Origin of the sequence: Lactobacillus sp. YT155 (genome assembly GCF_030504545.1) — a bacterium.
Classification (GTDB): domain Bacteria; phylum Bacillota; class Bacilli; order Lactobacillales; family Lactobacillaceae; genus BQUT01.
On sequence record NZ_JAUKWP010000006.1, the window covers coordinates 13,789 to 38,495 of the forward strand.

The following is a 24,707-nucleotide window of genomic DNA, read 5'->3' on the forward strand; positions in this document are numbered from 1 at the left end:
GTTTGTGAATTAGTGAAAAAATAAATTAGTGAGGAGCATTAAGACTATGGAACAAAAAATCCCAAAAGCAACAATTCGTAGATTACCTCTTTATTATCGTTATTTTCAATATTTAGATGATGCAGATACTAAGAAGATCTCCTCAGCTCAATTAGCCGAGACCACTAAGATTGATAGTGCCACTATTCGCCGTGATTTTTCATACTTTGGAGAGTTGGGAAAACGTGGATATGGATATGATGTTAAAGAACTACTAGCGTTTTTTAAGAAACTACTTAATCAAGACAAGCGCACTAACGTTGCTCTAATTGGGGTGGGTAATTTGGGACATGCGCTTCTTAACTATAATTTTTCACAAACTAATAATGTGCGTATCGCTGCAGCGTTCGATATCGATCCAAAAATTGTCGATACAGTCCAGAGCGGTGTGCCAGTTTATCGCATGGAAGAACTACATAATCAATTGAGTTTACAACAAATAGACACTGTTATTTTGTCAGTTCCTGTTGAAACTGCACAAACAACGGCTGATGAATTAGTAGAATCTGGAGTCAAAGGAATTTTGAATTTCACGCCAATTCGTATTTCAGTGCCAGATGATGTTCGTGTTCATAACGTCGACTTAGCCAATGAATTACAAACATTGATTTTCTTCTTGGATAATATGAATCAAGAGTAGAATCTAGGAATTAATCGTTAAAATTTAAGCGGGGCAGAATTCATAGAATTCAGTTCCGTTTTTTATTGCAGTGGGGATGATTATTAATTGAAACCAATCTTAAAAAGGATGCGACCGCAACTTTTTTACCAGTGTGTAATTAAGTTGTCTGCGTTCATAAATAATTGCGAATGCTATGATTACATCTGTAAGGGGTTTCAGAGAAGGGAGGTAAAGGATTCTTGCCGAAAACTGAGTTAAAAATGGGGCAATATATTTTAAGTCATGAAAAAGTTCATTATTCTGACTTAACGACTGAATTTAATATTTCGCGACCAACTGTGACAAAGTATCTTAATCTATTGTCTGAGAGCATTGCTGATACCAATGTTAAGTTGGTTCGTGATAAAACTTCAGGAATCTATTTCGAGGGCGACACTACCGATTTACAAAATGTTTTGAATGAAGAAACAGAGTATATTGTTCCTGATACTCCGGATGATCGACAAATGTTTATCATTGCTAGGCTAATATTTAGAAAAAATCGTGTCACGATTAATCAGTTATGCCAGCAATTATACGTTAGTAAAAGAACGGTTGAATCCGATTTAACAAAAGTTAGAAACTTTATTGCTGATAATGGTGGGTCTTTGATTAATAACAATGGTTCACTAAGTGTTGTATTACCAGAAAAAATTAAGTATCCATTCTTAATCGATGTGATCCATAAGTTCTGGGGTAACAAGTTAATGACCAGTAACCATGAGAATGTCATTTTTCCACCGATGCTCAATCAATATTTTGAGCAAGGTCAGACCAAGCAAGTTTTTAAAATTGTTGATGAATTTATCAGTCAGCATGACTATAAATTAACGGATTATGAATACGAAACCCTGGTTATATATTTGATTCTGCAATTGTCGCTTTCAAAAAATAGCAACCAGAATCAAGATTCTCCAACACAATTAGAAACCGAGACACTCGAATTAAGTAAAAAATTTCATTACGTCTTTCATTATCATTTGAATATTGAGCAACTCACATATTTGAATAACTTTATTATTCTAATTAAATTGGAGAATCGTATTCCAATTATTCACAATGAAGACTTCTCCGATTTACGAGAGAACATTCAAGAATTGTTGGATGATGATTTTGATGAGCAATTATTGGAAGGACTTTACCAACATCTATCTGGTGCTTTAAGAAGATACAAGTTTGGTATGAAAGCCAGCAATCCTTATATAGAACAGATCAAGAGAAAATTTCCGCTGTCATTTGAAGAAGCCTTGAAACTAGTTTCAAAATTAGATCGGAAATTAGATACTGATTTGAGTGAAGATGAAGTGGCTTTTGTTGCTTTACATTTCGAATCACATTTTGAGCGAAAAAGAACACCTGATGCTCCAGTTACTGCTGTAATCGTATGCAATACCGGAATTGGTACATCAAGATTGTTAGAAGAAAAAATCAATCAAAATATGAGAGATCAAATTACTATTGAGCGAATTTTGCGAAGTTACGAAGTGGGCGATTCAAACATTAGTGAGGATTTGATAATCTCAACCGTACCACTAGAGAATATTGAAAAACCACATGTTCTGGTCTCGCCGTTTCTAACTGATCGTGACAAACAAGAAATTAAGCGAAATATTGATTTGATTAATTCTCAAACAGAAGCTTTTGGTTATTTCTTGTCATTGTTTAAAGATAATCTGATTTTTATTGAAGATGAGAAACTAGATTATCAAGAAGCAATTCAAAAGATGACTACTGCTGCGATTGAGAGTGATTTGGCAAATAATGATTTGACTAAAGCTGCAATTAGTAGAGAGAACATCTCAAGTACGGCGGTGGATAACATTGCCTTACCACATGCCGATACACAATTTGTTAAGCAGCCGTTCATCGCCATTATGATTTCCAAAAAAGGAATTAAGTGGATGAATGAGAATGTCAAAGTTGCCTTTTTCATGGGAATGAATGATCAAACAAGTTTATATATTCGAAAAATTTATCATTATCTCAATGAGATTATTGAAGATAAAGAAAGAATATACGAATTAGAGAATTCCCAAAGTACCACTGAAGTTTTAAAAATATTAACTGGAGATAAATAAATGTCTAACGAAGTATTATTAAAAGATTGCGTTCTAGTTGATTTGAACGTTAGTCCTGCAGAAAAAAATGCCGCTTTAAAAGAAATATCTAACCAATTAGGTAATGCTTTAAGTGTGCCAGCTACACAAATTGAAGAAGGATTGTTGAAACGTGAAGAAGAAGGAACCACTGGCTTCACTGATGGTTTCGCTATTCCTCATACTCAAGTTCCTGATTTAAAAGATGTCAGAATTGGTGTGGTTACTTTTGAGAACTCAATTGCTTGGGAATCATTAGATGGTCAAGATATTGAGATTGCTATTGTGTTATTAACACCTCAAGCAGAAGGTAATCAAGAACACTTGAAATTACTATCACTACTTTCAAGAAAACTTATGAACGAAGATTTCGTGAAAGAAATTAAGGAAAATAAACACAATCAAGACGCACTATTCGACTTAATCGCTGAAATAGTGAACAAATAAAAGGGAGAGACATTATGACAAAAAGTATTGTCGGTGTAACAAAATGTCCCGTAGGGATTGCCCATACATATATGGCAGCTGAGAAACTAGAACAAGCTGCAAAAAAAATGGGTTATGAAGTAAAAATGGAAACACAAGGTGCTTCCGGAACAGAAAATGAATTGACAGCAGAAGATATCAAAAACGCTGATTTCGTCGTTTTTGCAGCTGATGTTGCTGTTGATGGTATGGATCGTTTTGTTGGTAAGAAGGTCATCTTTGGTGACACACCAGCAGCTATTAAAGATTCAGAAGAGTTAATTAACAGAATTAAAGATACACCCGTTTATAACGGTGCTGGTTCAAGCAAGAGTGAAGATGACAGTGAAGAACCAACTCAAAAATCAGGTCAACAAAGACCAGCAGTTAAACAATTATTGAATGGTGTATCACACATGATTCCATTCGTTGTTGTTGGTGGATTGTTCATTGCTCTATCAATTGCTATTGGTGGACATGCTACAGCTCAAGGGATGGTAATTCCTGAAGGAACTATCTGGGCTAAGATGAACGCTATTGGTGTTTTTGGATTCACATTGATGATTCCAATTCTTGCTGGTTATATTGGTGATGCTATCGCCGGACGTGCTGCATTAGCACCAGTTATGATTTCAGCTATGGTTGCTAACTCACCAGATATTTTAGGAACAAAAGCTGGTACAGGATTCTTAGGTGCTATTCTTATCGGTTTCGCTGGTGGATATTTAGTTAAATGGATGAACAGTTGGAAAGTACCAAAGGACCTACGTCCAGTTATGCCAATCTTTGTTATTCCATTGTTGGGAACCGCTATTTTATCAGGATTATTCGTCTTCTTATTAGGTGGACCAATTTCTTGGTTGATGACAGCTCTACAAGATATGCTAACCGCACTTGCTAAGAACCCATCAACAAGTATTATTCTTGGAGCTATTATCGGTGTCATGGTTGCTTCAGATATGGGTGGCCCAATCAACAAAATTGCCTTCCTATTCGGTGTTGCTTCAATTACCGCTAACGCTCCACAAATCATGGGAATCGTTGCCTGTTGTGTTGCCGTACCACCATTGACAGTAGGTGTTGCTGCATCAACACGTGGTAAATTATTCAGTAAAGAAGAATCATCAGCATCAATCCCAGCTATCTTGATGGGACTAATCGGAATTACCGAAGGTGCAATTCCATTCGCTGCTGCAAATCCAAAACGTGTCTTCCCAAGTATCATGATTGGTAGTGCTGTTGCCGGAATTATGGGAGCAATCTTCAAGATTACTGACGTTGTACCTCATGGTGGACCAATTGTTGGTGTACTAGGTGCAACAAACAACTTAGGATTATTCCTATTATCAATTGTAATTGGTGTAGCTGTAGGATCACTATTGTTGATTTTTCTACAATCAAGAGCAGTTAAAAAAGCAAAATAAGAACGTGTAAAAAAGTGAATGCTAAGAAAAATGGCACTGAATTCTTTGAATTCAATGTCATTTTTATTTAGACGAAATTTTTGTTAACTTGAACGCGTTTCAAAAGTTCACTCTTTATTTTTATTTGTATTGTTTTTTACTAGTTCTTTTTCAAGTCTTTCAAAATCAGGACTTCCAAATTCGTGACCAATTGGTGGATAAAGATTAACTACTTTTTCGTTAATTACTCCACCGTGATAATCTTTGAATAATTCTTCTATAGTGATTTGATTTTTTTCAGTCATGCAGTTATCCTCCATAGAATGTGTGCTTATATGGTAACACATCAAAAAAGAGAAGACTCAATTTTTAACTTTCTAATAATTATTGGTAAACTATAGCTATTAAATAAATATAGGAAGCTGATATGACAAAAGACTTTGAATACGAACAAATGTTAAATGGTGAATTATACAAAGCCATGCAAATTAAACCTGAGAACCGTTCCGATGAGGGTAAGGCGATTGCACAACAAATTAATAATCTTCCCATCAACAACACAAAAGAAATTGTTGAGATGGAACGCAAGTTATTTAAGAGAACTGGTAAGAATCTCTATATTAATCCACCAGTGCAAGTCGACTATGGCCGTCATGTTGAAATTGGTGATAATTTTTATGCTAACATGGATTGTATTTTTCTCGACGTTAACAGCATTATTATTGGTGACAACGTTATGGTTGGACCAAGAACTAGTTTCTTAACAGCAGGACATCCGACTGATCCAGAAATTCGTGTTGATGGCTATGAGTTTGGTTACCCGATTAAAGTTGAAGACAATGTTTGGATAGGTGGTAATTGTACGATTATTGGTGGCGTGACAATTGGTAAAAATTCAATTGTTGGTGCTGGTGCAGTGGTGACAAAAGACGTTCCTGCTGATTCTATTGTCGGTGGCAATCCGGCACGAGTAATTCGCAAAGTTGGTATTGAAGATAAGAAAAAATGGGCAAGACAAGTTGAACAATATCATAAGAAATTAAATGCCATGAATGAACTTAATTAGTTCAATTTTTCTAGTTGTAGAACACTGTCACAATGGTAAACTAGAAAGGTAAATAATATAGAATAAGAGGATACAAATTTGGAACCTTTATTTTTAAAACCATATTTTCAACCCAAAATTTGGGGTGGACGTAAGTTAGAACAAATATTTAATTATGATTTGCCAGAAGGCGATATCGGTGAATGTTGGGCGATTTCTGGACACCAACATGGACAAAGTACTGTTATCAATGGTGAATACGCTGGAACAAAGTTGGGTGATTTGTGGAATGAACACCGCGAATTATTCGGCAATGCTCAAGGAGAGGTTTTCCCATTATTGACAAAAATTCTTGACGCTGAAGATAGCTTATCAGTTCAAGTTCATCCTGATAATGTCTATGCTAAAGAACATGAAGGTGAACTAGGAAAGACAGAATGTTGGTACATTATCGATGCTGACGAAGGTGCAGAATTAATCTTCGGTCACAATGCTAAGACTCATGAAGAGTTGAATGAAATGCTAGAAAGTGGCGACTGGGATGACTTATTGAGATACGTACCAGTTAAAAAAGGCGACTTCTTCTATGTGCCATCAGGAACCGTACATGCTTTGAACAAAGGTATCATGGTACTTGAAACCCAACAAAGTTCAGATACAACTTATAGAATGTACGATTACGACCGTGTTGATAAGAAGACTGGTGAAAAACGTGAATTGCACATCAAGCAATCAGAAGACACAATTACAGTTCCACATGTTGATCCAAAAATTAACATTGAAACAGAAAAAGTTGGTGCTAGCACAATCAATACGTTCGTCCGCGCACCACAATCACCATTCTTTGCAGTCTATGAATGGCTGGTAAAAGACGAATTGAACTTGCAACACAAAGATGGTAAATATACTTTGGCATCAGTAATTACTGGTTCAGGTAAGCTAACTGCTGATGGTAAAGACTATGATTTGAAAAAAGGTGACCACTTCCTAATTCCAGCCCAAATCAGTGACTGGACAATCAGTGGTGACTTGCAGTTGATTGCAAGTGAAAGTGAAGAAAAATAAGGGAAAATAGTATGCGGTACGAAGACCTAATCTTTAATGATTAGGTCTTTTTATTTTCAATTTAATTTTTTAGTTATTAAAATTGTAAGAGTGTTCAATTAAATTCTAATATGATAATAAATTATTTGGTCTTCTTGGAATGTGAAAGCAGAAATATAATTTCATTGGATGGTGATAAATGTGAATAAAAATGAATTAAGTAGTAAAGAGAGAAGAATAGTTATTTTAATAAGGCTATTTAATCATGAACATTTAAGCTATCAGCAATTGTCGGAAGAATATTATGTTTCCAGAAGTAGTATTGCCAATGATATTTCTTTTATAAAAGAAATATTAAGTCAGGAAAATTTGAAATTGAATTTTGATAATTCTGGAACATTTTTTGCAGGAGGTGAAATTCAAGTACAGAAGATTTTGAATAAACTAATCATCAATCATCCTGAAAATGAAAATTTAGTTCTAAAAAAAGATTTATTGGATCAAGTTGAGAATAATTTGAAATCATCGATTGAGAAATTGAATGTAGAGATTCCCGGTGGATTTATCAAAAATATAGTTATCTCGATTTCGGTGATGATTACTAGGTTGCAAGCAGGAAATAAGATTATTTTTGGAATCAATTCTGAATTAGACGATACATTTTTAAACTTTGATAACTATCCGTTGATTTATGAACTATTAGATCAAATGGGATTAAGAGATGAGTTTAATTTTAGTAATGACGAATTAAAATATCTTACTTATACAATTCTTGGAAGCGGACTCTCATTATTTATGAGTGAAGGAAAAATTCCAGTTTCTTTTGGTAATGAAGTTAAAAAACTAATATCTAACGTTGGTAAAGGTATTACGGTTGATTTTTCAAAAGATGAAAAACTAAAAAATGATTTAATTGTTCATTTATATCAATTAGTAGTGCGCGTTAGAGGTCAAATAGTTGTTGTGAATCCAATGCTCGAGTCAGTTAAACGTAATTATTCTGCTTTGTATGGGGTAGTTTGGCTGGCTTTAGATGAGTTCAGTAAGAAATTTAAAATCAAAATACCAGATGACGAAGTCGGATTTATAACTATACATTTTCAAGCTTCGTTAGAAAGAACACAACGTACAAAGAGAATTTTATTTGTTTGCCCAAACGGAATTGGAACTAGTTCTTTTGTTTCATCAAAAATAAAAAGAGTAATGCCAAATATTGACAGTATAGAAATAGCATCTATGAATAAGTTAAAAAAAATGAATTTAAAAAATGTTGATTTGATTATTTCAACTGTTGAATTGAATGACTTAAAGACTCCAATTGTCAATATTTCTCCGATGGTTACAAAAAAAGATTTGATGAGAATAATGAGCAGTTATATAGATTTGATAAATAACAAGAAAAGCTACAAACAAAACTTTGATAGTGAAATTATAAAAAAAGTTTATTTCAAAAAGATAAGTACCGAAAAAGAAGCTGTTGAATTTCTTGTAAATGAAAGTGAAGACAGTGTGATTGATAAAGTAAAGTTTTTAGACTCGATATTTGAGCGAGAAGAATTACAGTCAACCTATCTAGGTAACGGTTTTGTCATACCACATGGAAATCCCGAATATGTTAAGTCGTCATCTGTTTCTATAGTAGCACTAGATGATCCTATTAAATGGGGAAGTCATTCGGTAGATATCGTAGCGTTATTGATGATAAAAGCTGAAGACTCATCCAAGTTGGAAGGCGTGATGCAGTTTCTTATGAATGGAATTGATGATAAGAATTGGTTTATATCAAAATTGATGGAAGTGATAGATTAATGAGTACAGTTAGATTATTACCAAGTGAAAATATAAAAATAGTAGATAAGCAAATGGACTGGAAAGAAGCAATCAGTCTTGCTGCAAAACCCTTACTTGAAAATAATAATATCAGTCAAGTTTATATCGATAACATGATTGAGAGTGTTGAAGTTAATGGTCCCTATATGGTTTTAAATGATTACTTTGCACTTTTACACGCCAAACCAGGTGTAGGTGTTAATGAGCAAGGAATGAGTCTTATGGTAACAAAAGACGAAATAGATATGCTGGGGAAGCCAATTAAAATATTTTTAGTTTTAGCAGCAGAAAATAGTGACAGTCACTTGAAGAATCTTCAAAAACTAATGGATATCTTCATGAACGAACAAAACTATCAAGACATTTTAAAAGGTGATAAGAAAAGAATTAATAAAATTTTTGGATAGGAGTATATTATGAAAATTTTGGCTGTTTGTGGGTTTGGTGTAGGAAGCTCTATGGTACTAAAAATGTCGTTAGACAAGGTTGTGAAAGAATTAGGTATTGATGCTACTGTAGAAAATACAGATATTTCAACAGCAAAAGCAACTGATGCGGATGTTTATTTCACAAGTCATGAATTATTACCTGAACTTCAAGAATCAACTAAAAACCCTGTTTATCCAATTAAGAAGTATATGGATACAGCAGAAGTAAAAGAAAAACTAAACGAATATTTGAGTGAGAAAGGATAATACAATGGATTTTATTACAGAAAATATCTTAAAAAACCCTCCAATTTTGCTTGGGCTTATTGCAATGATTGGTTTATTACTACAAAGAAAACCGTTTTCTGAAACAATTAAAGGTTCCCTAACGGCAGCATTTGGAATGGTTATTTTGACTGCTGGAGTCAATATGATGACAGGAACAATTGCTCCTATTAATACGGCTGTTCAGACGCAATTAGGCTTGTCAGTATCTAAGGGATTATCTGATGTGACATTTACTGCTAATTACGGAGGATCAGTTGGATTAGCTATGTTTTTTGGATTAATTCTCCACTTACTAATTGCTAGATTCACACCAGTAAAAACAATCTTCCTAACTGGACATATGTTATGGTGGTTCCCATTTGTATTTATTGCCGCAGGGGTCGAAGCTGGATTAAAGGGTACTGTTTTAATCGCTTTCGGAGCTGTTTTCTCAGCTTGTTATTGGTCATTCATGCCATGGATTATGCGTAAGTATGTTTGGGATGCAACTGGTGATGACTCATTCTTAATTGGTCATCCAACCGGGATTCTTTCGTTACTATCCGGATTCATTGCTAAAAGAGTTGGTAACAAAAAGAAATCAACAGAAGATATTAATGTTCCTAAGAATTTGTCTTTCTTCAGAGAAATTTCAATTACAGGTGCATTAGTAATGTTTCTTATGAATATTGTTGTTGGAATTATTGCTCCAGTATTAGTACCAAAAGGCGGTAACTTATTCATGTTTTCAGTAAATGCCGGACTAAACTTTGGTGCTGGACTTTTAATCATGTTATATGGTGTCCGTTTACTTATTAATCAAATTATTCCTGCTTTCCAAGGAATTGCTGAAAAAGTTGTTCCTGGTGCAAAACCAGCATTTGATATTCCAATTTTGTTTAACTATAAACCAAATGCTGTAATTATTGGATTCATCGTTGCAATGATTACTTCAACAGTATTAATTGTTATTTCGAATACATTTAACATATTTGGTGTAATGATTGTTCCCTTAGTTATTACTAGTTTCTTTGAATGTGGTGGTGCTGCTGTAATTGGCGAAGGACAAGGTGGTTTAAGAGGTGCAATTATAGGAACCGCAACTGCATCAATCTTGATGGTTGCATTAGTTGGTATCTCCGCTGCAATTTTCCACACGACTATTCAAAACTGGATTCTCATTTTCGGTGGTAATGACTTATCATTATGGGGAATTATTGCCAAATTATTTGGATCGCTATTTGGAGGTATTTAGATATGCTCCAATATTTTGAGAAAGTAAGTTCACTTTTAAAAGAAGTTGAAACTAAAGAAAAAAAGAATATCAAACTAGCTATTGATGCATTATATGAAGCCAATGTTAATAAAAATTCTATTTATATTTTTGGTGCTAGTCATGCTGGGATTTTGGCTGAAGAAATGTATTATCGAGCTGGCGGAATGATGAATATCAATGCAATTTTTGGACAAGAAGTAATGCTTGATAGAAGTCCAATTACTTTTACTAGTAAGATGGAAAGACTGGAGGGGTATGGAACTAACTTGGCATCTACAGTCGATTTTCAAGCAAACGATATCTTAATTTTACATTCTGTCTCTGGTAGAAATCCTGTAACTTTGGAACTTGCGATTGAAGCAAGGAAAAGAGGCGTAAAAGTAATTTCTATAACTAATTTAGAATATTCTAAGACTGTTACAAGTCGCCACTCTTCAAAAAAAAGATTGTTTGAGTTATCAGATATTGTAATTGATAATCATGGGGATGTTGGGGATGGAAGTTGTGAAGTTCCTGGAATGAAACAAAAAGTTGGACCAACATCTACGGTTGTGGGAGCTTCAATTCTAAATTCAATTATTGTTGAAGTTTCTAAGTTACTTGTTGAAAATGGAAGTAAAGCTCCGGTATTTTACTCTGCTAATATTGATGGCGGGGATGAATTGAATAATGAACTGTTTAATGAATTCAAACAAATGATTCATTATAAGTATTAAATAAAAAAGCAAACAAGTTAATCTTGTTTGCTTTTTTATTTAAAAACATTTTCCTACACTAGGAAAATTTCTTATTAATTTGTTTTATCACAAGCTATTAATATAAAGATAAGCTTTAATGTAAGCGATTACAGAAACATCAAATAGGAGGAAAGAAGAATGACAAAAGTCTTACTCGTTTGTGGTAGTGGTGCATCAAGTGGATTTATGGCAGCTGCTGCAAGGAAAGCTGTTAAGAAAGCAGGTAGCGAAATTGAATTCAAGGCGCGGAGTGATTCAGAATTGGGAGAATTCTTAGAGGGAACAGATTTACTATTAATTGCCCCACATTTGAAATACATGCTTGATGATGCTCAAAAAGATGCAGATAAATACAATGTAAAAGTTGCTATTATTCCTCAAAAAGTTTATGGAGCCCTTGATGGTGATGGACTCTTGAAGTATGCAGAAGAGCAATTAAATATAGGATAGGTGATTTAAATGCAAGAAAATAATCGTGACACTTTAAATGAAATTTCAATGCAAGTGATTTTACATGCAGGAAATGCTCGTGATATTGCAATGCATACTTTGAGTAATCTGGAAAAGAAAGAACCAGATTTTAATGAAATTGATTTGTCATTAAAAAAAGCACATGAAGAGATAACAAGTGCTCATAAGAAACAAACAGATATGCTACAAAAGGAAGCTAATGGTGAAGAAATACCATATTCTGTGTTGTTTGTTCATGCGCAAGACACATTGATGACAATTCAAAGTGAAATACTACTTATTGAACGTTTAGTTCCAATTTTTAAGTCTATAAAGGAGATTAATCATGATGAATAAATTTATTGCTTGGATGACGGATAGTTTTGCTCCAAAAGTTAATAAGTTAGCTAAAAATCCATGGGTTGCTTCTGTTCAAGATGCAATTTTGGCTGCTATGCCAATGATTTTTATTGGATCATTCGCCACAATTTTATCGGTTGTTAAAGATTTCTGGAAAGGTTTCCCAGACTTTTCTCCATTGAGTGCATTTAGTTTTGGGCTCTTTTCATTATTCTTTTCATACCTACTTCCTGAGGCAATTATGAATCACAAAGGTCATAAGGACGTATCAAAGCAAGCTGGGATTGCTGGGATGGCATTTTTCTTACTTATGATTTTCCCAACATATACTAACGCAGGAAACTTAGTATTAAATCCTAATGAGCTTGGAACTGGTGGAATGTTTACAGCTCTTGTTGCCGGATTATTTACAGGATTTGTTATGAATCTTGCTTCAAAATATCAAATGTTCGGTAAAGATTCAGCACTTCCAGACTTTGTAGCTGTTTGGTTCAATACTCTTATCCCAATTATCATTCTTTTGATTATTGGATGGTTGAGTACGTTTGTATTCAAATTTAATTTAAGTACTGCAGTTACTAATTTCTTTGATCCGTTAGTTAAAATAGGAGGAAGTTTCTTCGGATTCGTTATTATAGTATTCTTAGGATATTCATTCCTTTATTCTTTTGGAATCTCCAGTTGGATTATTTATCCAATTGAAATGGCGATAGCATTACCATTTATTTCTGAAAATGCAAAAGCATATGCTGCTGGTCAACCAGCTACACATATCTTTGTTGAAGAAGCTATTGGAATTTTTGTAATTGGTGGTGGTGGAGCCACGTTAGCACTATGTATTATGATGGTCTTTATGGCTAAATCTGCCAGAATGAAAATGATTGGAAGAGCAGCAATTATTCCATCAATATTCAATATTAATGAGCCTGTTGTGTTCGGAGCTCCTATTACATTTAATCCATTGTTAATGATTCCAATGTGGATAATGGGATTATTAGGACCAATTTTAACGTGGATTGTGATGAAACTTGGATTAGTTCCTATTCCACACCATGTTTTTGATTTATGGTATCTACCTGCACCAATTTTTGCATATTTCTCAACTAATTCATGGCAAGGTTCTGTCTACTGTATTGTACTATTTATCATTTCTTGGGTAGTGTACTATCCATTCTTCAAAATTTACGATAAACAAGAATTAGCTTTAGAACAGGAAACAGCATAGAAATAATCAATTTTAAGTATTTGTTCGTGCAAGGTGTTATTCAAAATAACGGACAGGAAAACGAACGGATGAATTCATATGGTTAAGGTAAACAATACTGAAATAATTGAATTTTTAAAGCAACATCCTGGATGGCATTCGGCTAGGGTATTGGCACAACAATTTGAAGTAACTACTCGTAGTATTAGGAGTCATGTAGCTCAAATCAACGATGACAGCGCGGTAATCTTGACTGGCCCACTGGGATATAAGCTAAAACAGGAAAAAATTAGTTTGGATGCTGAAAGTGAAAAGATGGATATATCATCGGAAATTTTCTATCTTTTGTTTACTTCGCTTAAACACAGTATCTCGCTTGCAGAAATCATGAGCGTTACTAATTATTCGGAAGCAACAATTCGTAACGAAATTACTAATTTTAATAAGTTGCCTAATCAAACAGCTAGTATTTCAATCAAAAATAATTTGATAACTTTAAATGGTGAAGAAGATGAAATCAGAAAAACTTTCCATCAAATAGTTGGAGAGAAAGTTGCCTACAATGGTTATGAAGGTGAATCAAGTATGCAAAAATTGATTCCCGATATTCCAATTGAGGTTTTAGAAAATATTATCATGGATACCGTTGGTCAAAATGACCTGGTTATTAATGGTTATGAATTTGATGATTTACTACTGCATTATGTCATTTCAATTAATCGTATTTTGAATGGGAATAGCTATAGTACCTTTGTAGAAAATAATGATTTGAAAAAACGCCCAGAGTATCAGATTACCATTAAGACAACCGACAAAATTTCAAAAAAATTCCATATTAAGTTTAATAAGTTTGAAATCCAAGGATTAACTTTAGCTCTTATAGGTAAGATGATTGCTAAAAATACTGAGGAAAAAGATCTTTTAGACTTAAGAAAATATGTGTCTCAAGAAATAATGCAAGAATGCTTACAAACAATTAAAGATGTTGATCGTGAGTATAACTTACATTTAAATAATCGGAAATTTATTGTACGTTTTGTAATACATATCAGTAATATGTTGAATCGAATAGAATACAAATCAAACCAAACAATTGAGAATTTTAGATATTTGCCAAAGCAATATCCATTTCTTTATGACGTCGCGTTGTATGTTATTGATGATCTGAATAAGCGATTGGGCATCAACATTAGAGAAGAAGAAAGTATCTATATTATGTTACACATTGGGGCTTTCCTAGATAAAGATAGTGAGGAATTGATTAACACTATTGTTGTGGTTCCTGAATACTATAATTCTACTGGAAGGATAGTAGAACGGATAAAAAAAGAATTCAAAGGTAAAATACATATCTCACGAGTAATTGATAAATTTACTCAAAGAGATTTAGAAACCACCTCAAATTTAATAATTTCAACCGTTCCAATCAAAACAAAAACGAATTTTGTAATTAATATCTCTCCAATGTTTAGTAACTTAGATCAAATGGTAGTTCAAAATAAAATTGATGAGATAAAAAATGAAAAATTTATTCATGATATCAGTACTGATTTAAATAGATTTTCATCTTCTGAATTATTTCTTTCTAACACAAAATTTACTGATAAGGATACGGCATTGAAGGCATGTTTTGAACTGCTAGAAAAAAATGATTATGTAAATGACGATTTTCTTAGTCAAATCAACAAAAGAGAAGAGATGGCACCGACTAGTTTTGGCAACGTTGCTATACCACATACAATGAATATGAAGGCAAAAAAAACAGGGATAGTTTTTCTTGTTAATAATCAAGATATTAACTGGGATAGCCAACATTCGGTAAGAATAGTGATTATGATAGCAGTAAATAATGCAGATACAAATGCGTTCAGCAAAATTTTACAGGCACTAATTGATGTCGTCTCAGTAAACAGTAATGTACAAAAATTATCCAATTACAAAAATTATCAGGAGTTTATGGATGCATTGATTGAAATTTTAAAGACAATAAAACCAATAGATATATAGATGGAGGGTATTTTTATGAGTATAAATTTATCAAATAGTCCAACTTCATTTCCAAAAGGATTCCTTTGGGGTGGGGCAATTGCAGCAAATCAAGCAGAAGGTGCTTGGCAAGCAGATGGAAGAGGACCGAGTCAGGCTGACATTATGGAATTACCTGAAGAATATAGTCGATTAGGATCTTTCGGTGGATACGTAACACGTGACGATATAGAAAAGGCTTTGAATGACAAAACCGGTAATTATCCACGAAGAAGAGGAATTGATTTTTATCATACATTTCCAGAAGACTTAGAATTGATGGCCGAAATGGGATTTAAATCTTTTAGAACTTCATTTAGTTGGAGCAGAATTTTTCCAGATGGTGATGAATTAGAACCAAATGAAAAAGGACTGGAGTTTTATGATCGGCTAATAGACAAGATGAATGAATTAGGAATCGAGCCAGTAATGACAATTTCACATTATGAAATTCCGATTACTCTAATTACTAAATATGGTGGCTGGACTAATTCTAAATTGATTGAGTTCTACGATCGCTTTGCTAAGGTGTTGTTAGATCGTTATCACAATAAAGTCAAATATTGGATTACTTTCAATCAGGTAAATGATGTTTATGATTGGGGAGAATTCGCTGGACTTGGAATTCTTAAAGGTGAATATGAAAATCAAGATGAAGCAAAATTCAAAGCGGTTCATAATCAATTTGTAGCAAGTGCTATGACAACAAAATATGCGCATGAGCATTATAAGAATGTACAAATTGGGATGATGCTAGGTGTTACTGGAACATATCCTAAAACAGATAAACCAGAAGATATTATGGCAGCTTATCAATTGAACAATCTCCATACTTATTTCTTTTCAGATGTTTTGGCTGGAGGAGAATATCCTGGATATATGAAGAGATACTTTCATGATAATGGAATCAAGGTTGAAGCAACAGAAGAAGAACTTAAGTTGTTAAAAGAAAATACTGTTGATTATATATCATTTAGTTACTATTCAAGTAGTGTTGTTAGTGCGGACAAACCATTTGAATTACAAGATAACGAAAATCTTGAAGCATCAGTATGGGGATGGTCGTTTGATGCAATAGGATTCAGATATGCCTTTGACTCACTTTGGGATAGATATCATTTACCATTGTTCATTGCTGAAAATGGGCTTGGGGCTGAAGACACGGTAGAAGATGGCAAAATTCATGATGATTATCGAATTAAATACTTGCGTAGTCATGTTGAACAAATGAAAGAAGCTATCAAGGATGGAGTAGAAATATTTGGATATGCATCATGGGGTCCAATAGATATTATCAGTTATTCTCAAGCTGAAATGAGTAAGAGGTACGGATACATTTATGTTGATCTTGACGATAAAGGAAATGGATCTGGTGAGCGACTCAGAAAAGATAGTTTTTACTGGTACAAAAAAGTTATTGAAAGTAATGGAGAAGAATTAGAGTAGAAGAAAAAAGCTAAGCGGATGCTTAGCTTTTTTAGTATGAAGACTATTCCATTATTTTTTCTAATTCAATTCCAATTCTTTTGATTACTCCTGTGACTAATGCGTTACCCATGAAGAACATTCTCATTCTATCTGAAACTTGTTCCTCAGACCCATCAGCAAGTTTTTTAATCTTGGTCCAATCGTCATCAAAATTTTGTAATCGTTCAGCTTCAATTGGAGTAATAAGTCTGTATCTACCGTTTCGCTTGAGAAAATGAGTTGATCTATTGACTGTTCCTTCAGAGGTAAGCATAGTTCTACTTGGCAATTCTAGATTTTCGGTTGGCGACATTCCACCTTCAGAATAAATGTACTTGTGGCCATCGACGCTTGTACGCTGGATTCTTTTTGGTCCACGGAGATATTCAAATTTCTTTAGTTTTTCTTCATCAGTAATATAGAATTTCTCGGGAATATCTTTTTCATTTTGAAGATTTTTTTCTAAAGGAATAGGTTTTTCATTTTCAATTGGTTTGGTATCGATAGTAAAATATTTTCCATGACGCATCACGCCAGTATTCCAGACAGTTCCACTGAAATTATCAGAAATGTTAACAATATCATCAGACAGTTCGTAATAGGCTTTGCGATTTTTAAAGGGTAATTTTTCTATTGGGAACTGTCTAGCAAATAATCCCTTATTGAAAATATAGTCATCATAAGTATCTTCATTTTCTAATTCTGCTTCGAAAATAGTATCCATCCTTTTTGCGAATGGTAAATCGTTTCGATATACAAAGAAGTAAACGCGACGTCTTCTTTGACCAAAACCGTATTCTGCTGCATTGATTACTCTCCACTCAACTGAATAGTTGAGTTTATTAAATGCTGCTAACATAATGGCAAAATCTCTACCGCGTTGAGAGGAAGGTGATTTTAGAAGACGATCTACATTTTCTAAAATTAGATACTTAGGATTGATTTGTTCGACCGCTCTGATTATTTCCCAGAAAAGAACACCTTTTTTTCCTTCGATTCCCATTTCGTGTTTTTTACTTCTAGCTACTGAATAATCTTGACAAGGAAAACCACCGACAATAATGTCAGCGTCCATTTCTTTAAATCTTTCATTAGAAATTTCGGAAATGTTCTCATTTATATTTTCTGAATCAGGATAGTGATAGTCATATACTTCAAATGCATCCTGGCTTTTTTTTCCTGGTTCCCATTGATTGGCCCACAAGGTCTTATACAGGGATGGATTTGCGTGTTCTAAACCAACACGAAAACCTCCCACACCTGCGAATAATTCTAATACTTTCATTTCTTTTGGCATAATGATACGAACACCCTTTCGTTATCTTTATAGTATACATTAAATTACGTATTCGATCAAGTTTTTTGCAGTGGTATAATTACCTTATTATAAAGTAACTGGGAGACAGGGTTTGCCTATGTACAAAACAAAAGAAGAAGTTCATAACAGAGCACTAGAAATCGTTGGTAAACAAATGAATGAACTAGTTGAAATAGACACTGAGTCTAAAACAAAAAACTATGTTGGTGACGCCTTTGAAAGCTGGTTTGGTAAAAGTAAAGATAGTGCTAGTCAGCCTGATTTGCCTGAAGCAGGAGTTGAGCTAAAAGCCACCCCATTTAAGAAAAATAAAGATGGAAAATATAGCGCTAAAGAAAGACTGGTTCTCAATATTATTAATTACATGAATGTTGTTAATGAAGATTTCGAGAATAGTCATTTTCTGTATAAGAATGGAACAATTGAATTGGCATTCTATGAATATCTAAAAGATATTCCTCGTGATAAATGGACGATTAGGGAAGTAGCCCTATATGAAATGTCAAAAAATCCTGTGGATTTTGCAATTATCAAACAGGATTGGGAAAAAATTAATCAATATATAAAAGATGGTAGAGCTCATGAGTTGAATGAAGGAATAACTCAATACCTTTCGGCATGTATCAAAGGAGCAAGTTCAAAATCCGTCAGAGAACAGCCGTTTTCAGGTATACCAGCTAAACAGCGAGCATATTCACTAAAAAGTGGATATATGACATCGTTACTAAGAAAATATATTTTTGGTGAAGAGTCTAACGAATCGATTATTAAGAATAAATTTGAAATTGAAAACTCAAACTTAGAGAAAATTATTCTTGAAAAATTCAAACCATATTACGGGATGAAAATTAATGATTTGAAAGAAAAATTTGAGATTAAGAATAGCAAGCAGGTTAATTATTTAATTGCTGGCGCAATTTTGAACTTGAAAGGCAAAGTTAGTGGATCAAAATCATTTGAAAAGGTAGATGAGTTTGAAAAAGCTAATATTGTTTTAAAAACCATTCAGTTTAATAGTAAAGGAATTAATAAAGAAAGTATTTCATTTCCAAATTTTAAGTTTTCTGAACTTGTCAAGGAGTCATGGAATGATGAAGATGGAATACCATCGGCCACTTTACACAATTTCTTTTTGGAGACAAGATTTATGTTCTTCGTTGTTCGAGAAAATAATCAGGGTGAGAATGTTTTTGAGGGAATAAAATTCTTCTCAGTTCCGGAAGAAGATATTGAAGGACCGATTAAAGAAGTGTGGATGGAAACAGTTGATACTTTAAAACAAGGAGTTCAATTAACTGGGAAGCAACAAAAAAATGGGAAATGGCAAATAAAGAATAACTTTGTTAAGCATTCTGATAATCGGGTCATACATATAAGGCCACACGCAAAAGAGAGAGATTATACTGTTAACGGTAAGTATGCTGATAAGTTACCAACTAAGGCTATGTGGACAAACAAACCTGATGAGAGTTATTCAGATGAATGGATGACAAAACAATGTTTTTGGTTGAATAGTGGCTATATAAGAAAATATTTAGAAAATATTTCCGAATAAGATATTATACGGATTTTTTACAATTTAGTGTAGAAAAACAAAGGAGAAAAGAGTTATGGAGATTAAAGTATTTGATATCGGAAAAGAAATTCATGAAGAAAGCCTAGTAAAAGTTGATAAAACTAATATAAAAAAAATATTTGACAGAATATTTTCACCTAAAAACACTGATCATATAAAAATTGATTGTTCAATTGATAATGAATCAATTCTTAAACAATATTGTTTGAATACTGATACGTACGACATTTCGGAATTTTCTACAAAATTACAATTGGCGGAGCAAAAGAATGATGAGACTAGGAACGAACAAATAACAGAAGGTTATCTATTTATTAAACAAGACAAAGGTGAACTTTGCCTTTTAAAATTAGAAAATATAGAGGTAATCGATAAAGAAGAAAATTATAAAATGAAAACATCTTTCTCAACGGAAGCCAATTATTATAAAGGATGTATTTTAAAAGAAAAATCGCAAAAAGTTGTTATTATTGATAAAAATAAATCAGTTGCAAAATATTGGATGAAGAAATTCTTACAAGTTACACCCGTAAGAGATAGTTATCAAAACTCTACTGAACTTATTCAATTGGTAAACAATAATACTCTTTTTGCGGATGCCATAAAGAAAACTAGTGAATTTCAGCAAATCAATGACAAAGTTGTAGATTTTATTTTTGAAAACAGGCAATTCGATAAAACTCTTTTGCTTAATGAACTAAAAGCCAGTAATCTTATCAAACAAAAAAATTTAGAAGATGTTTATTCAGATGCCTCTAAAGATGTAGACGCAGATTTTGAAATCTCAAATAAGGCATTAACAGAAGGATTTAGAAAGGTGATTAGTCTTTCAAAGAAAACAAAAATAGTAACTCTTGATTATAAAAGACTTTTTAAAGCAGGAATAATCTCATATGCGGATGGGAAAGTCATAATTAATGTGGAAAACGACTTTATCGAGAAATTGCCCGAGGAGTTAAGAAATGAAAAATAGTGGCAAATTTGAAGGCACTTCATATGTATTCGACTACTGTGACAAAAATAATAGAAACAATGAATTAGATAAGTATATTGATGATAATACGCTTTATAATCAAAGTAACTTGTTATTTCTGGAAGAAGAATATATAGACGGAACACATCAGTTTTCAAAAGTTACAGATAAGTTCAAAAAGAAAAAATTTGATAAAAATTTAAAATTATATTCTGAATCTGAAAAAAAAATAAAAAGCGTTCCAGAAGCATACACAAAGGATTCTGAAATTTATAAAGATGTAGTATCTGAAAACAATATTGAAAGACTAAGTAACTCGGACTTAAATATATCGGTTAAACATTTTAATATATATACATTAAATAAAGAGAAAGTTAACTTTATACAAGAAATATATATATTGATTTTTTTGGCAAATATAACAAAGTATGATAACAATGGCCATTTTGAATTTATAGTCAAAAACGATAAGGCGAGTGTTTCAAAAAAAATTGATTTTAATAAGATAGAAAAAGGCCAATTGTTTGAAATTTATGATTGGGTCGCAGAGTCTAAAGAAAATGTACAGACAAGATTAAATATAATTCGTCAACTTATTTTAGAAAAAGGAACTTTTGAGATAGATGAAAAAGTTAGTTTACAATCTGCAAAATCTGCTTTTAATAGGATAATAGGCGAGGAAACTGAAAGATATTTCATACAAGTAAATATTTTAAAAGATGACTTTTTGAAGTTAAACGAACAAGTTAGTAAAAACAACCAATCTCTACATTTGAAATTTTTAAGTTGGCTTAGTGCAGTAGGAATTTTTATTTATGATCAATTAAAAAACGATGTTGATGTTAACCCATTATATAAAATATTTATTGAAGTGAATGATAGAACAAGAATATTTGTGATGTTATTTATAATAGCGCTAGTTGTTATCGGCCTTATTTTTTGGATTGAAGTATTAAATCTTAGGAAAGAATTTAAAAAGATACAAGATTTGTACATTAAAAATCACTTTTTTGAAGAAAAAGACTTTGATAATTATATTGAACAACCTAAAATTAATCGCACTTATTGCTTCATATTTTTCTTATTACTTATAATACTTATTTTTAGGATTTTTCTTTAAAAATTAGATTTTTTAAGAACTAAATTTCAAGTCCTAAGAATAAAAATAAAAAAACGCCGCATTCAGCGACGTTTTTTATTTACTCTGCACCCAACTCAAAATACTTCGTGAGAATGGTCCGACGACTAATAATTGTAATGGTAGGGCAACGATGAATCCGGGAATGAATCCAGTGATGAAGTGGCTCCAACTTAGTTGTTGGTGTAGCAATAAGTTATAGACACTCATTCCTAAGACCATGCAAAAGCACATCAACGTCGTGAATAAGAAGCCTTCTTTTCTGTTTCTTGGCATATATAAATCCTCTTTCTTAAAAATGTCACAAGAATTACCCTAGCATATAAAAATTTTCTTCGTAAGCATTTTTTTTATTTGTGTAGACAAAGTTTGTGAAAATCTTTATCATAATTATTAACTACTTAAATATGGGGAGTAAATAATTATGGATAAAACAAAGAAACTCAAAATTGAATGGGTTCAATTAATCTTTTGTACCATTTGGTTTTTAGGTGCTGCATTGGTCTTGGCTGGTTATTATGGTGGATTCTTGGATGAAAGTTTCTCAGTTCCTCGTGTCATTGCATGGCTGTATGACCTTGCTGGTGTTCCAATTGCATCAGCGGTTCAACTAATTATCACCGCTTTAGGAATTTTCTTTAGTTTCAAACGTGTTCCTGTTGAAACAAAAGTAGAAGCAGATCCTGAATAAGGTTTCAAAAGAATATCTTCTGATATTCTTTTTTTCTGCGATTTTTCGTACATATTACTTGCACTCCCAATTCAAAATGATACAATTAAATTTGTGATTAGCACAAAGAAGTTTAGAGTGCTAAAACATGAATAAAGAATTTTAACTTTTGGAGGTAGTAACGTGTTAAAACCATTAGGTGATAGAGTAATTATTACAGTAGACTCTGAAGAAGAAAAAACAGTTGGAGGCATTGTTCTTGCTAGCAATGCTAAAGAAAAACCTCAAACTGGTACCGTAGTATCAGTTGGTGATGGTGCTGTTTTAGAAAACGGAACAAAAGTTCCAATGACTATTTCTGCCGGCGACAAAGTTATGTTCGACAAATACGCTGGAACAGAAGTTAAAGATGAAGATAAAACATATTTGGTAGTACATGAAAAAGACATTATAGCTATCGTGAAATAAAGAACGAGAACATAAGCGGAAAGTTCTGTTACATGGAACTCGTTTCAATAATAAGTAATTAATAGGAGAGTGCATATTAACATGGTTAAAGAAATAAAATTTTCTGAAGACGCTAGAGCAAGAATGCTACAAGGTGTCGACAAATTAGCTGATACTGTTAAAACAACAATTGGGCCTAAAGGTAGAAACGTGGTTTTGGAACAATCATTTGGTAGTCCAGAAATCACAAATGACGGTGTAACAATTGCCAAATCTATCGAATTAGAAGACCATTTCGAAAACATGGGAGCAAAACTTGTCTCTGAAGTTGCTTCAAAGACTAATGATGTTGCTGGTGATGGTACAACTACTGCGACAGTTTTGGCTCAAGCAATCATTAGAGAAGGTATGAAGAACGTTACAGCTGGCGCTAACCCTGTCGGTATTAGAACTGGTATCGAGAAGGCTACTGAAGCTGCAGTAGCAGAACTTCACAAGATTTCTCATGATGTTTCAAACAAAGATGAAATTGCTCAAGTTGCTGCTGTTTCTTCAGCAAGCGAAGAAGTTGGTAAGTTAATTGCCGACGCTATGGACAAAGTTGGTAACGATGGCGTTATTACAATTGAAGAATCAAAAGGTATTGAAACAAGTTTAGACGTTGTTGAAGGTATGCAATTTGATCGTGGTTACTTGTCACAATATATGGTAACTGACAATGACAAGATGGAAGCTGACCTTGAAAATCCCTACTTGTTAATCACTGACAAGAAGATTTCTAACATTCAAGATATCTTGCCAATGCTTCAAGAAATTGTTCAACAAGGTAAATCATTATTGATTATCGCTGATGATGTTGATGGTGAAGCTTTACCTACATTGGTATTGAACAAAATTCGTGGAACATTCAACGTGGTTGCTGTTAAGGCTCCAGGATTTGGTGATCGTCGTAAAGAACAACTTGAAGACATCGCTACATTAACAGGTGCTACAGTTATTACTAGTGACCTTGGTTTGGAATTAAAAGATGTTAAATTAGAGCAACTTGGACAAGCAGGTCGTGTAACTGTAACTAAAGACAACACAACAATCGTTGAAGGTAGTGGCGACAAGAATGCTATCGGCGAACGTGTGGAAATGATTAAGAAACAAATCGCTGAAACAACTTCAGACTTCGACCGTGAAAAACTTCAAGAAAGACTAGCAAAACTTGCTGGTGGTGTAGCAGTTATCAAAGTTGGTGCTGCAACTGAAACAGAATTGAAAGAACGTAAATATCGTATCGAAGATGCCTTGAATGCAACACGTGCTGCTGTTGAAGAAGGATATGTTGCTGGTGGTGGAACTGCCTTGATGAACGTCATTGATGCAGTTGCTAAACTAAAAGAAGAAGGCGATGTTCAAACAGGTATCAACATTGTGCTACGCGCACTAGAAGAACCAGTAAGACAAATCGCTATCAATGCTGGACTAGAAGGCTCAGTCATTGTTGAACATATGAAGAACGAAAAGAACGAAATTGGTTATAACGCTGCGAACGATACATGGGAAAACATGATTAAAGCAGGAATTATCGACCCAACTAAAGTTACTCGCTCAGCATTACAAAATGCAGCAAGTGTTGCAGCCTTGATGTTGACAACCGAAGCTGTAGTTGCTGACAAACCAGAACCAGAAAAACCAGCAATGCCAGCCGATCCAACCGGTGGCATGGGCGGAATGATGTAAATTAGAGAGTGAGACTTCACGTACAGAAGTTGAGCACTAAAGAAAATAGCAGTGAAATCC

At 33.4% G+C, this 24,707-nt stretch carries 25 protein-coding genes; 22 read left to right on the top strand and 3 right to left on the bottom strand.

Features of this window, described 5'->3' with window-relative positions:
- Window positions 1-46 precede the first annotated feature (46 nt).
- From Q2T76_RS07255 to Q2T76_RS07270, 4 genes are all read left to right on the top strand, one after another.
- Window positions 47-679: a redox-sensing transcriptional repressor Rex gene (locus tag Q2T76_RS07255; RefSeq protein ID WP_302084872.1), complete on the top strand. Its 633-nt coding sequence runs from the start codon at window positions 47-49 to the stop codon at window positions 677-679.
- A 221-nt stretch (window positions 680-900) separates the two neighbouring features.
- Window positions 901-2,778, top strand: coding sequence for a transcription antiterminator (locus tag Q2T76_RS07260; protein ID WP_302084873.1), 1,878 nt, complete (start codon window positions 901-903; stop codon window positions 2,776-2,778).
- Window positions 2,779-3,243 carry a PTS sugar transporter subunit IIA gene (locus tag Q2T76_RS07265; RefSeq protein WP_302084874.1) on the top strand — a complete coding sequence of 155 codons (465 nt, stop codon included), beginning with the start codon at window positions 2,779-2,781 and terminating at the stop codon, window positions 3,241-3,243. It abuts the gene before it with no gap.
- Between the two features lie 14 nt (window positions 3,244-3,257).
- Entirely contained in the window at window positions 3,258-4,685 is a 1,428-nt protein-coding gene (locus Q2T76_RS07270) for a PTS fructose transporter subunit IIC (protein ID WP_302084875.1), read from the top strand.
- 107 nt (window positions 4,686-4,792) lie between these two features.
- On the opposite strand, the gene Q2T76_RS07275 is transcribed toward Q2T76_RS07270, so the two are convergent.
- Window positions 4,793-4,969 carry a hypothetical protein gene (locus Q2T76_RS07275; RefSeq protein ID WP_302084876.1) on the bottom strand — a complete coding sequence of 59 codons (177 nt, stop codon included), beginning with the start codon at window positions 4,967-4,969 and terminating at the stop codon, window positions 4,793-4,795.
- Between the two features lie 122 nt (window positions 4,970-5,091).
- Between Q2T76_RS07275 and Q2T76_RS07280 the strand changes: the two genes are divergently transcribed.
- From Q2T76_RS07280 to Q2T76_RS07335, 12 genes are all read left to right on the top strand, one after another.
- Window positions 5,092-5,730 (top strand): sugar O-acetyltransferase, encoded by a 639-nt coding sequence (locus Q2T76_RS07280; RefSeq protein WP_302084877.1) that lies wholly within the window; start codon window positions 5,092-5,094, stop codon window positions 5,728-5,730.
- A gap of 78 nt (window positions 5,731-5,808) precedes the next feature.
- The gene (gene manA / locus Q2T76_RS07285; protein WP_302084878.1) at window positions 5,809-6,774 is read left to right on the top strand and encodes a mannose-6-phosphate isomerase, class I; all 966 of its coding nucleotides are present in this window, start codon (window positions 5,809-5,811) and stop codon (window positions 6,772-6,774) included.
- A gap of 180 nt (window positions 6,775-6,954) precedes the next feature.
- Window positions 6,955-8,562: a PRD domain-containing protein gene (locus Q2T76_RS07290; RefSeq protein WP_302084879.1), complete on the top strand. Its 1,608-nt coding sequence runs from the start codon at window positions 6,955-6,957 to the stop codon at window positions 8,560-8,562.
- Complete coding sequence (locus Q2T76_RS07295; protein ID WP_302084880.1) at window positions 8,562-8,990, top strand: PTS sugar transporter subunit IIA; 429 nt, start codon at window positions 8,562-8,564, stop codon at window positions 8,988-8,990. Before Q2T76_RS07290 ends, Q2T76_RS07295 begins: the two co-directional genes overlap by 1 nt.
- A gap of 9 nt (window positions 8,991-8,999) precedes the next feature.
- A complete protein-coding gene (locus Q2T76_RS07300) occupies window positions 9,000-9,278 on the top strand; it encodes a PTS sugar transporter subunit IIB (RefSeq protein WP_302084881.1) in 279 nt (92 codons plus the stop codon).
- A gap of 4 nt (window positions 9,279-9,282) precedes the next feature.
- The gene (locus Q2T76_RS07305; RefSeq protein ID WP_302084882.1) at window positions 9,283-10,533 is read left to right on the top strand and encodes a PTS ascorbate transporter subunit IIC; all 1,251 of its coding nucleotides are present in this window, start codon (window positions 9,283-9,285) and stop codon (window positions 10,531-10,533) included.
- 2 nt (window positions 10,534-10,535) lie between these two features.
- On the top strand, window positions 10,536-11,270 hold the full coding sequence (locus tag Q2T76_RS07310; RefSeq protein WP_302084883.1) for an SIS domain-containing protein: 735 nt from the start codon (window positions 10,536-10,538) through the stop codon (window positions 11,268-11,270).
- Between the two features lie 159 nt (window positions 11,271-11,429).
- On the top strand, window positions 11,430-11,741 hold the full coding sequence (locus Q2T76_RS07315) for a PTS sugar transporter subunit IIB (protein WP_302084884.1): 312 nt from the start codon (window positions 11,430-11,432) through the stop codon (window positions 11,739-11,741).
- Window positions 11,742-11,750: 9 nt separating this feature from the next.
- Window positions 11,751-12,098, top strand: a complete 348-nt coding sequence (locus tag Q2T76_RS07320) for a PTS lactose/cellobiose transporter subunit IIA (RefSeq protein WP_302084885.1) — start codon at window positions 11,751-11,753, stop codon at window positions 12,096-12,098.
- Window positions 12,088-13,326, top strand: a complete 1,239-nt coding sequence (locus tag Q2T76_RS07325; RefSeq protein ID WP_302084886.1) for a PTS sugar transporter subunit IIC — start codon at window positions 12,088-12,090, stop codon at window positions 13,324-13,326. The genes Q2T76_RS07320 and Q2T76_RS07325 overlap by 11 nt, the downstream gene beginning before the upstream one ends.
- Before the next feature lie 78 nt (window positions 13,327-13,404).
- On the top strand, window positions 13,405-15,312 hold the full coding sequence (locus Q2T76_RS07330; protein ID WP_302084887.1) for a transcription antiterminator: 1,908 nt from the start codon (window positions 13,405-13,407) through the stop codon (window positions 15,310-15,312).
- A gap of 15 nt (window positions 15,313-15,327) precedes the next feature.
- Window positions 15,328-16,776, top strand: a complete 1,449-nt coding sequence (locus tag Q2T76_RS07335; RefSeq protein WP_302084888.1) for a glycoside hydrolase family 1 protein — start codon at window positions 15,328-15,330, stop codon at window positions 16,774-16,776.
- A gap of 43 nt (window positions 16,777-16,819) precedes the next feature.
- Here the strand turns inward: Q2T76_RS07335 and Q2T76_RS07340 are convergent, their stop codons facing one another.
- Entirely contained in the window at window positions 16,820-18,082 is a 1,263-nt protein-coding gene (locus Q2T76_RS07340; protein ID WP_302084948.1) for a DNA cytosine methyltransferase, read from the bottom strand.
- Between the two features lie 130 nt (window positions 18,083-18,212).
- Between Q2T76_RS07340 and Q2T76_RS07345 the strand changes: the two genes are divergently transcribed.
- From Q2T76_RS07345 to Q2T76_RS07355, 3 genes are read left to right on the top strand one after another with little or no spacing between them, the layout of a single operon-like run.
- The gene (locus Q2T76_RS07345) at window positions 18,213-19,670 is read left to right on the top strand and encodes a Sau3AI family type II restriction endonuclease (RefSeq protein WP_302084949.1); all 1,458 of its coding nucleotides are present in this window, start codon (window positions 18,213-18,215) and stop codon (window positions 19,668-19,670) included.
- Window positions 19,671-19,725: 55 nt separating this feature from the next.
- The gene (locus Q2T76_RS07350; protein WP_302084889.1) at window positions 19,726-20,664 is read left to right on the top strand and encodes a hypothetical protein; all 939 of its coding nucleotides are present in this window, start codon (window positions 19,726-19,728) and stop codon (window positions 20,662-20,664) included.
- On the top strand, window positions 20,654-21,784 hold the full coding sequence (locus Q2T76_RS07355; RefSeq protein WP_302084890.1) for a hypothetical protein: 1,131 nt from the start codon (window positions 20,654-20,656) through the stop codon (window positions 21,782-21,784). Before Q2T76_RS07350 ends, Q2T76_RS07355 begins: the two co-directional genes overlap by 11 nt.
- Window positions 21,785-21,859: 75 nt before the next feature.
- On the opposite strand, the gene Q2T76_RS07360 is transcribed toward Q2T76_RS07355, so the two are convergent.
- A complete protein-coding gene (locus Q2T76_RS07360) occupies window positions 21,860-22,078 on the bottom strand; it encodes a hypothetical protein (protein WP_302084891.1) in 219 nt (72 codons plus the stop codon).
- 148 nt (window positions 22,079-22,226) lie between these two features.
- On the opposite strand from Q2T76_RS07360, the gene Q2T76_RS07365 reads away from it, so the two are divergent.
- From Q2T76_RS07365 to groL, 3 genes are all read left to right on the top strand, one after another.
- Window positions 22,227-22,493 carry a hypothetical protein gene (locus tag Q2T76_RS07365; RefSeq protein ID WP_302084892.1) on the top strand — a complete coding sequence of 89 codons (267 nt, stop codon included), beginning with the start codon at window positions 22,227-22,229 and terminating at the stop codon, window positions 22,491-22,493.
- A 162-nt stretch (window positions 22,494-22,655) separates the two neighbouring features.
- Entirely contained in the window at window positions 22,656-22,940 is a 285-nt protein-coding gene (gene groES / locus Q2T76_RS07370) for a co-chaperone GroES (RefSeq protein WP_302084893.1), read from the top strand.
- 81 nt (window positions 22,941-23,021) lie between these two features.
- A complete protein-coding gene (groL, locus tag Q2T76_RS07375; protein ID WP_302084894.1) occupies window positions 23,022-24,647 on the top strand; it encodes a chaperonin GroEL in 1,626 nt (541 codons plus the stop codon).
- Window positions 24,648-24,707: the final 60 nt, after the last annotated feature.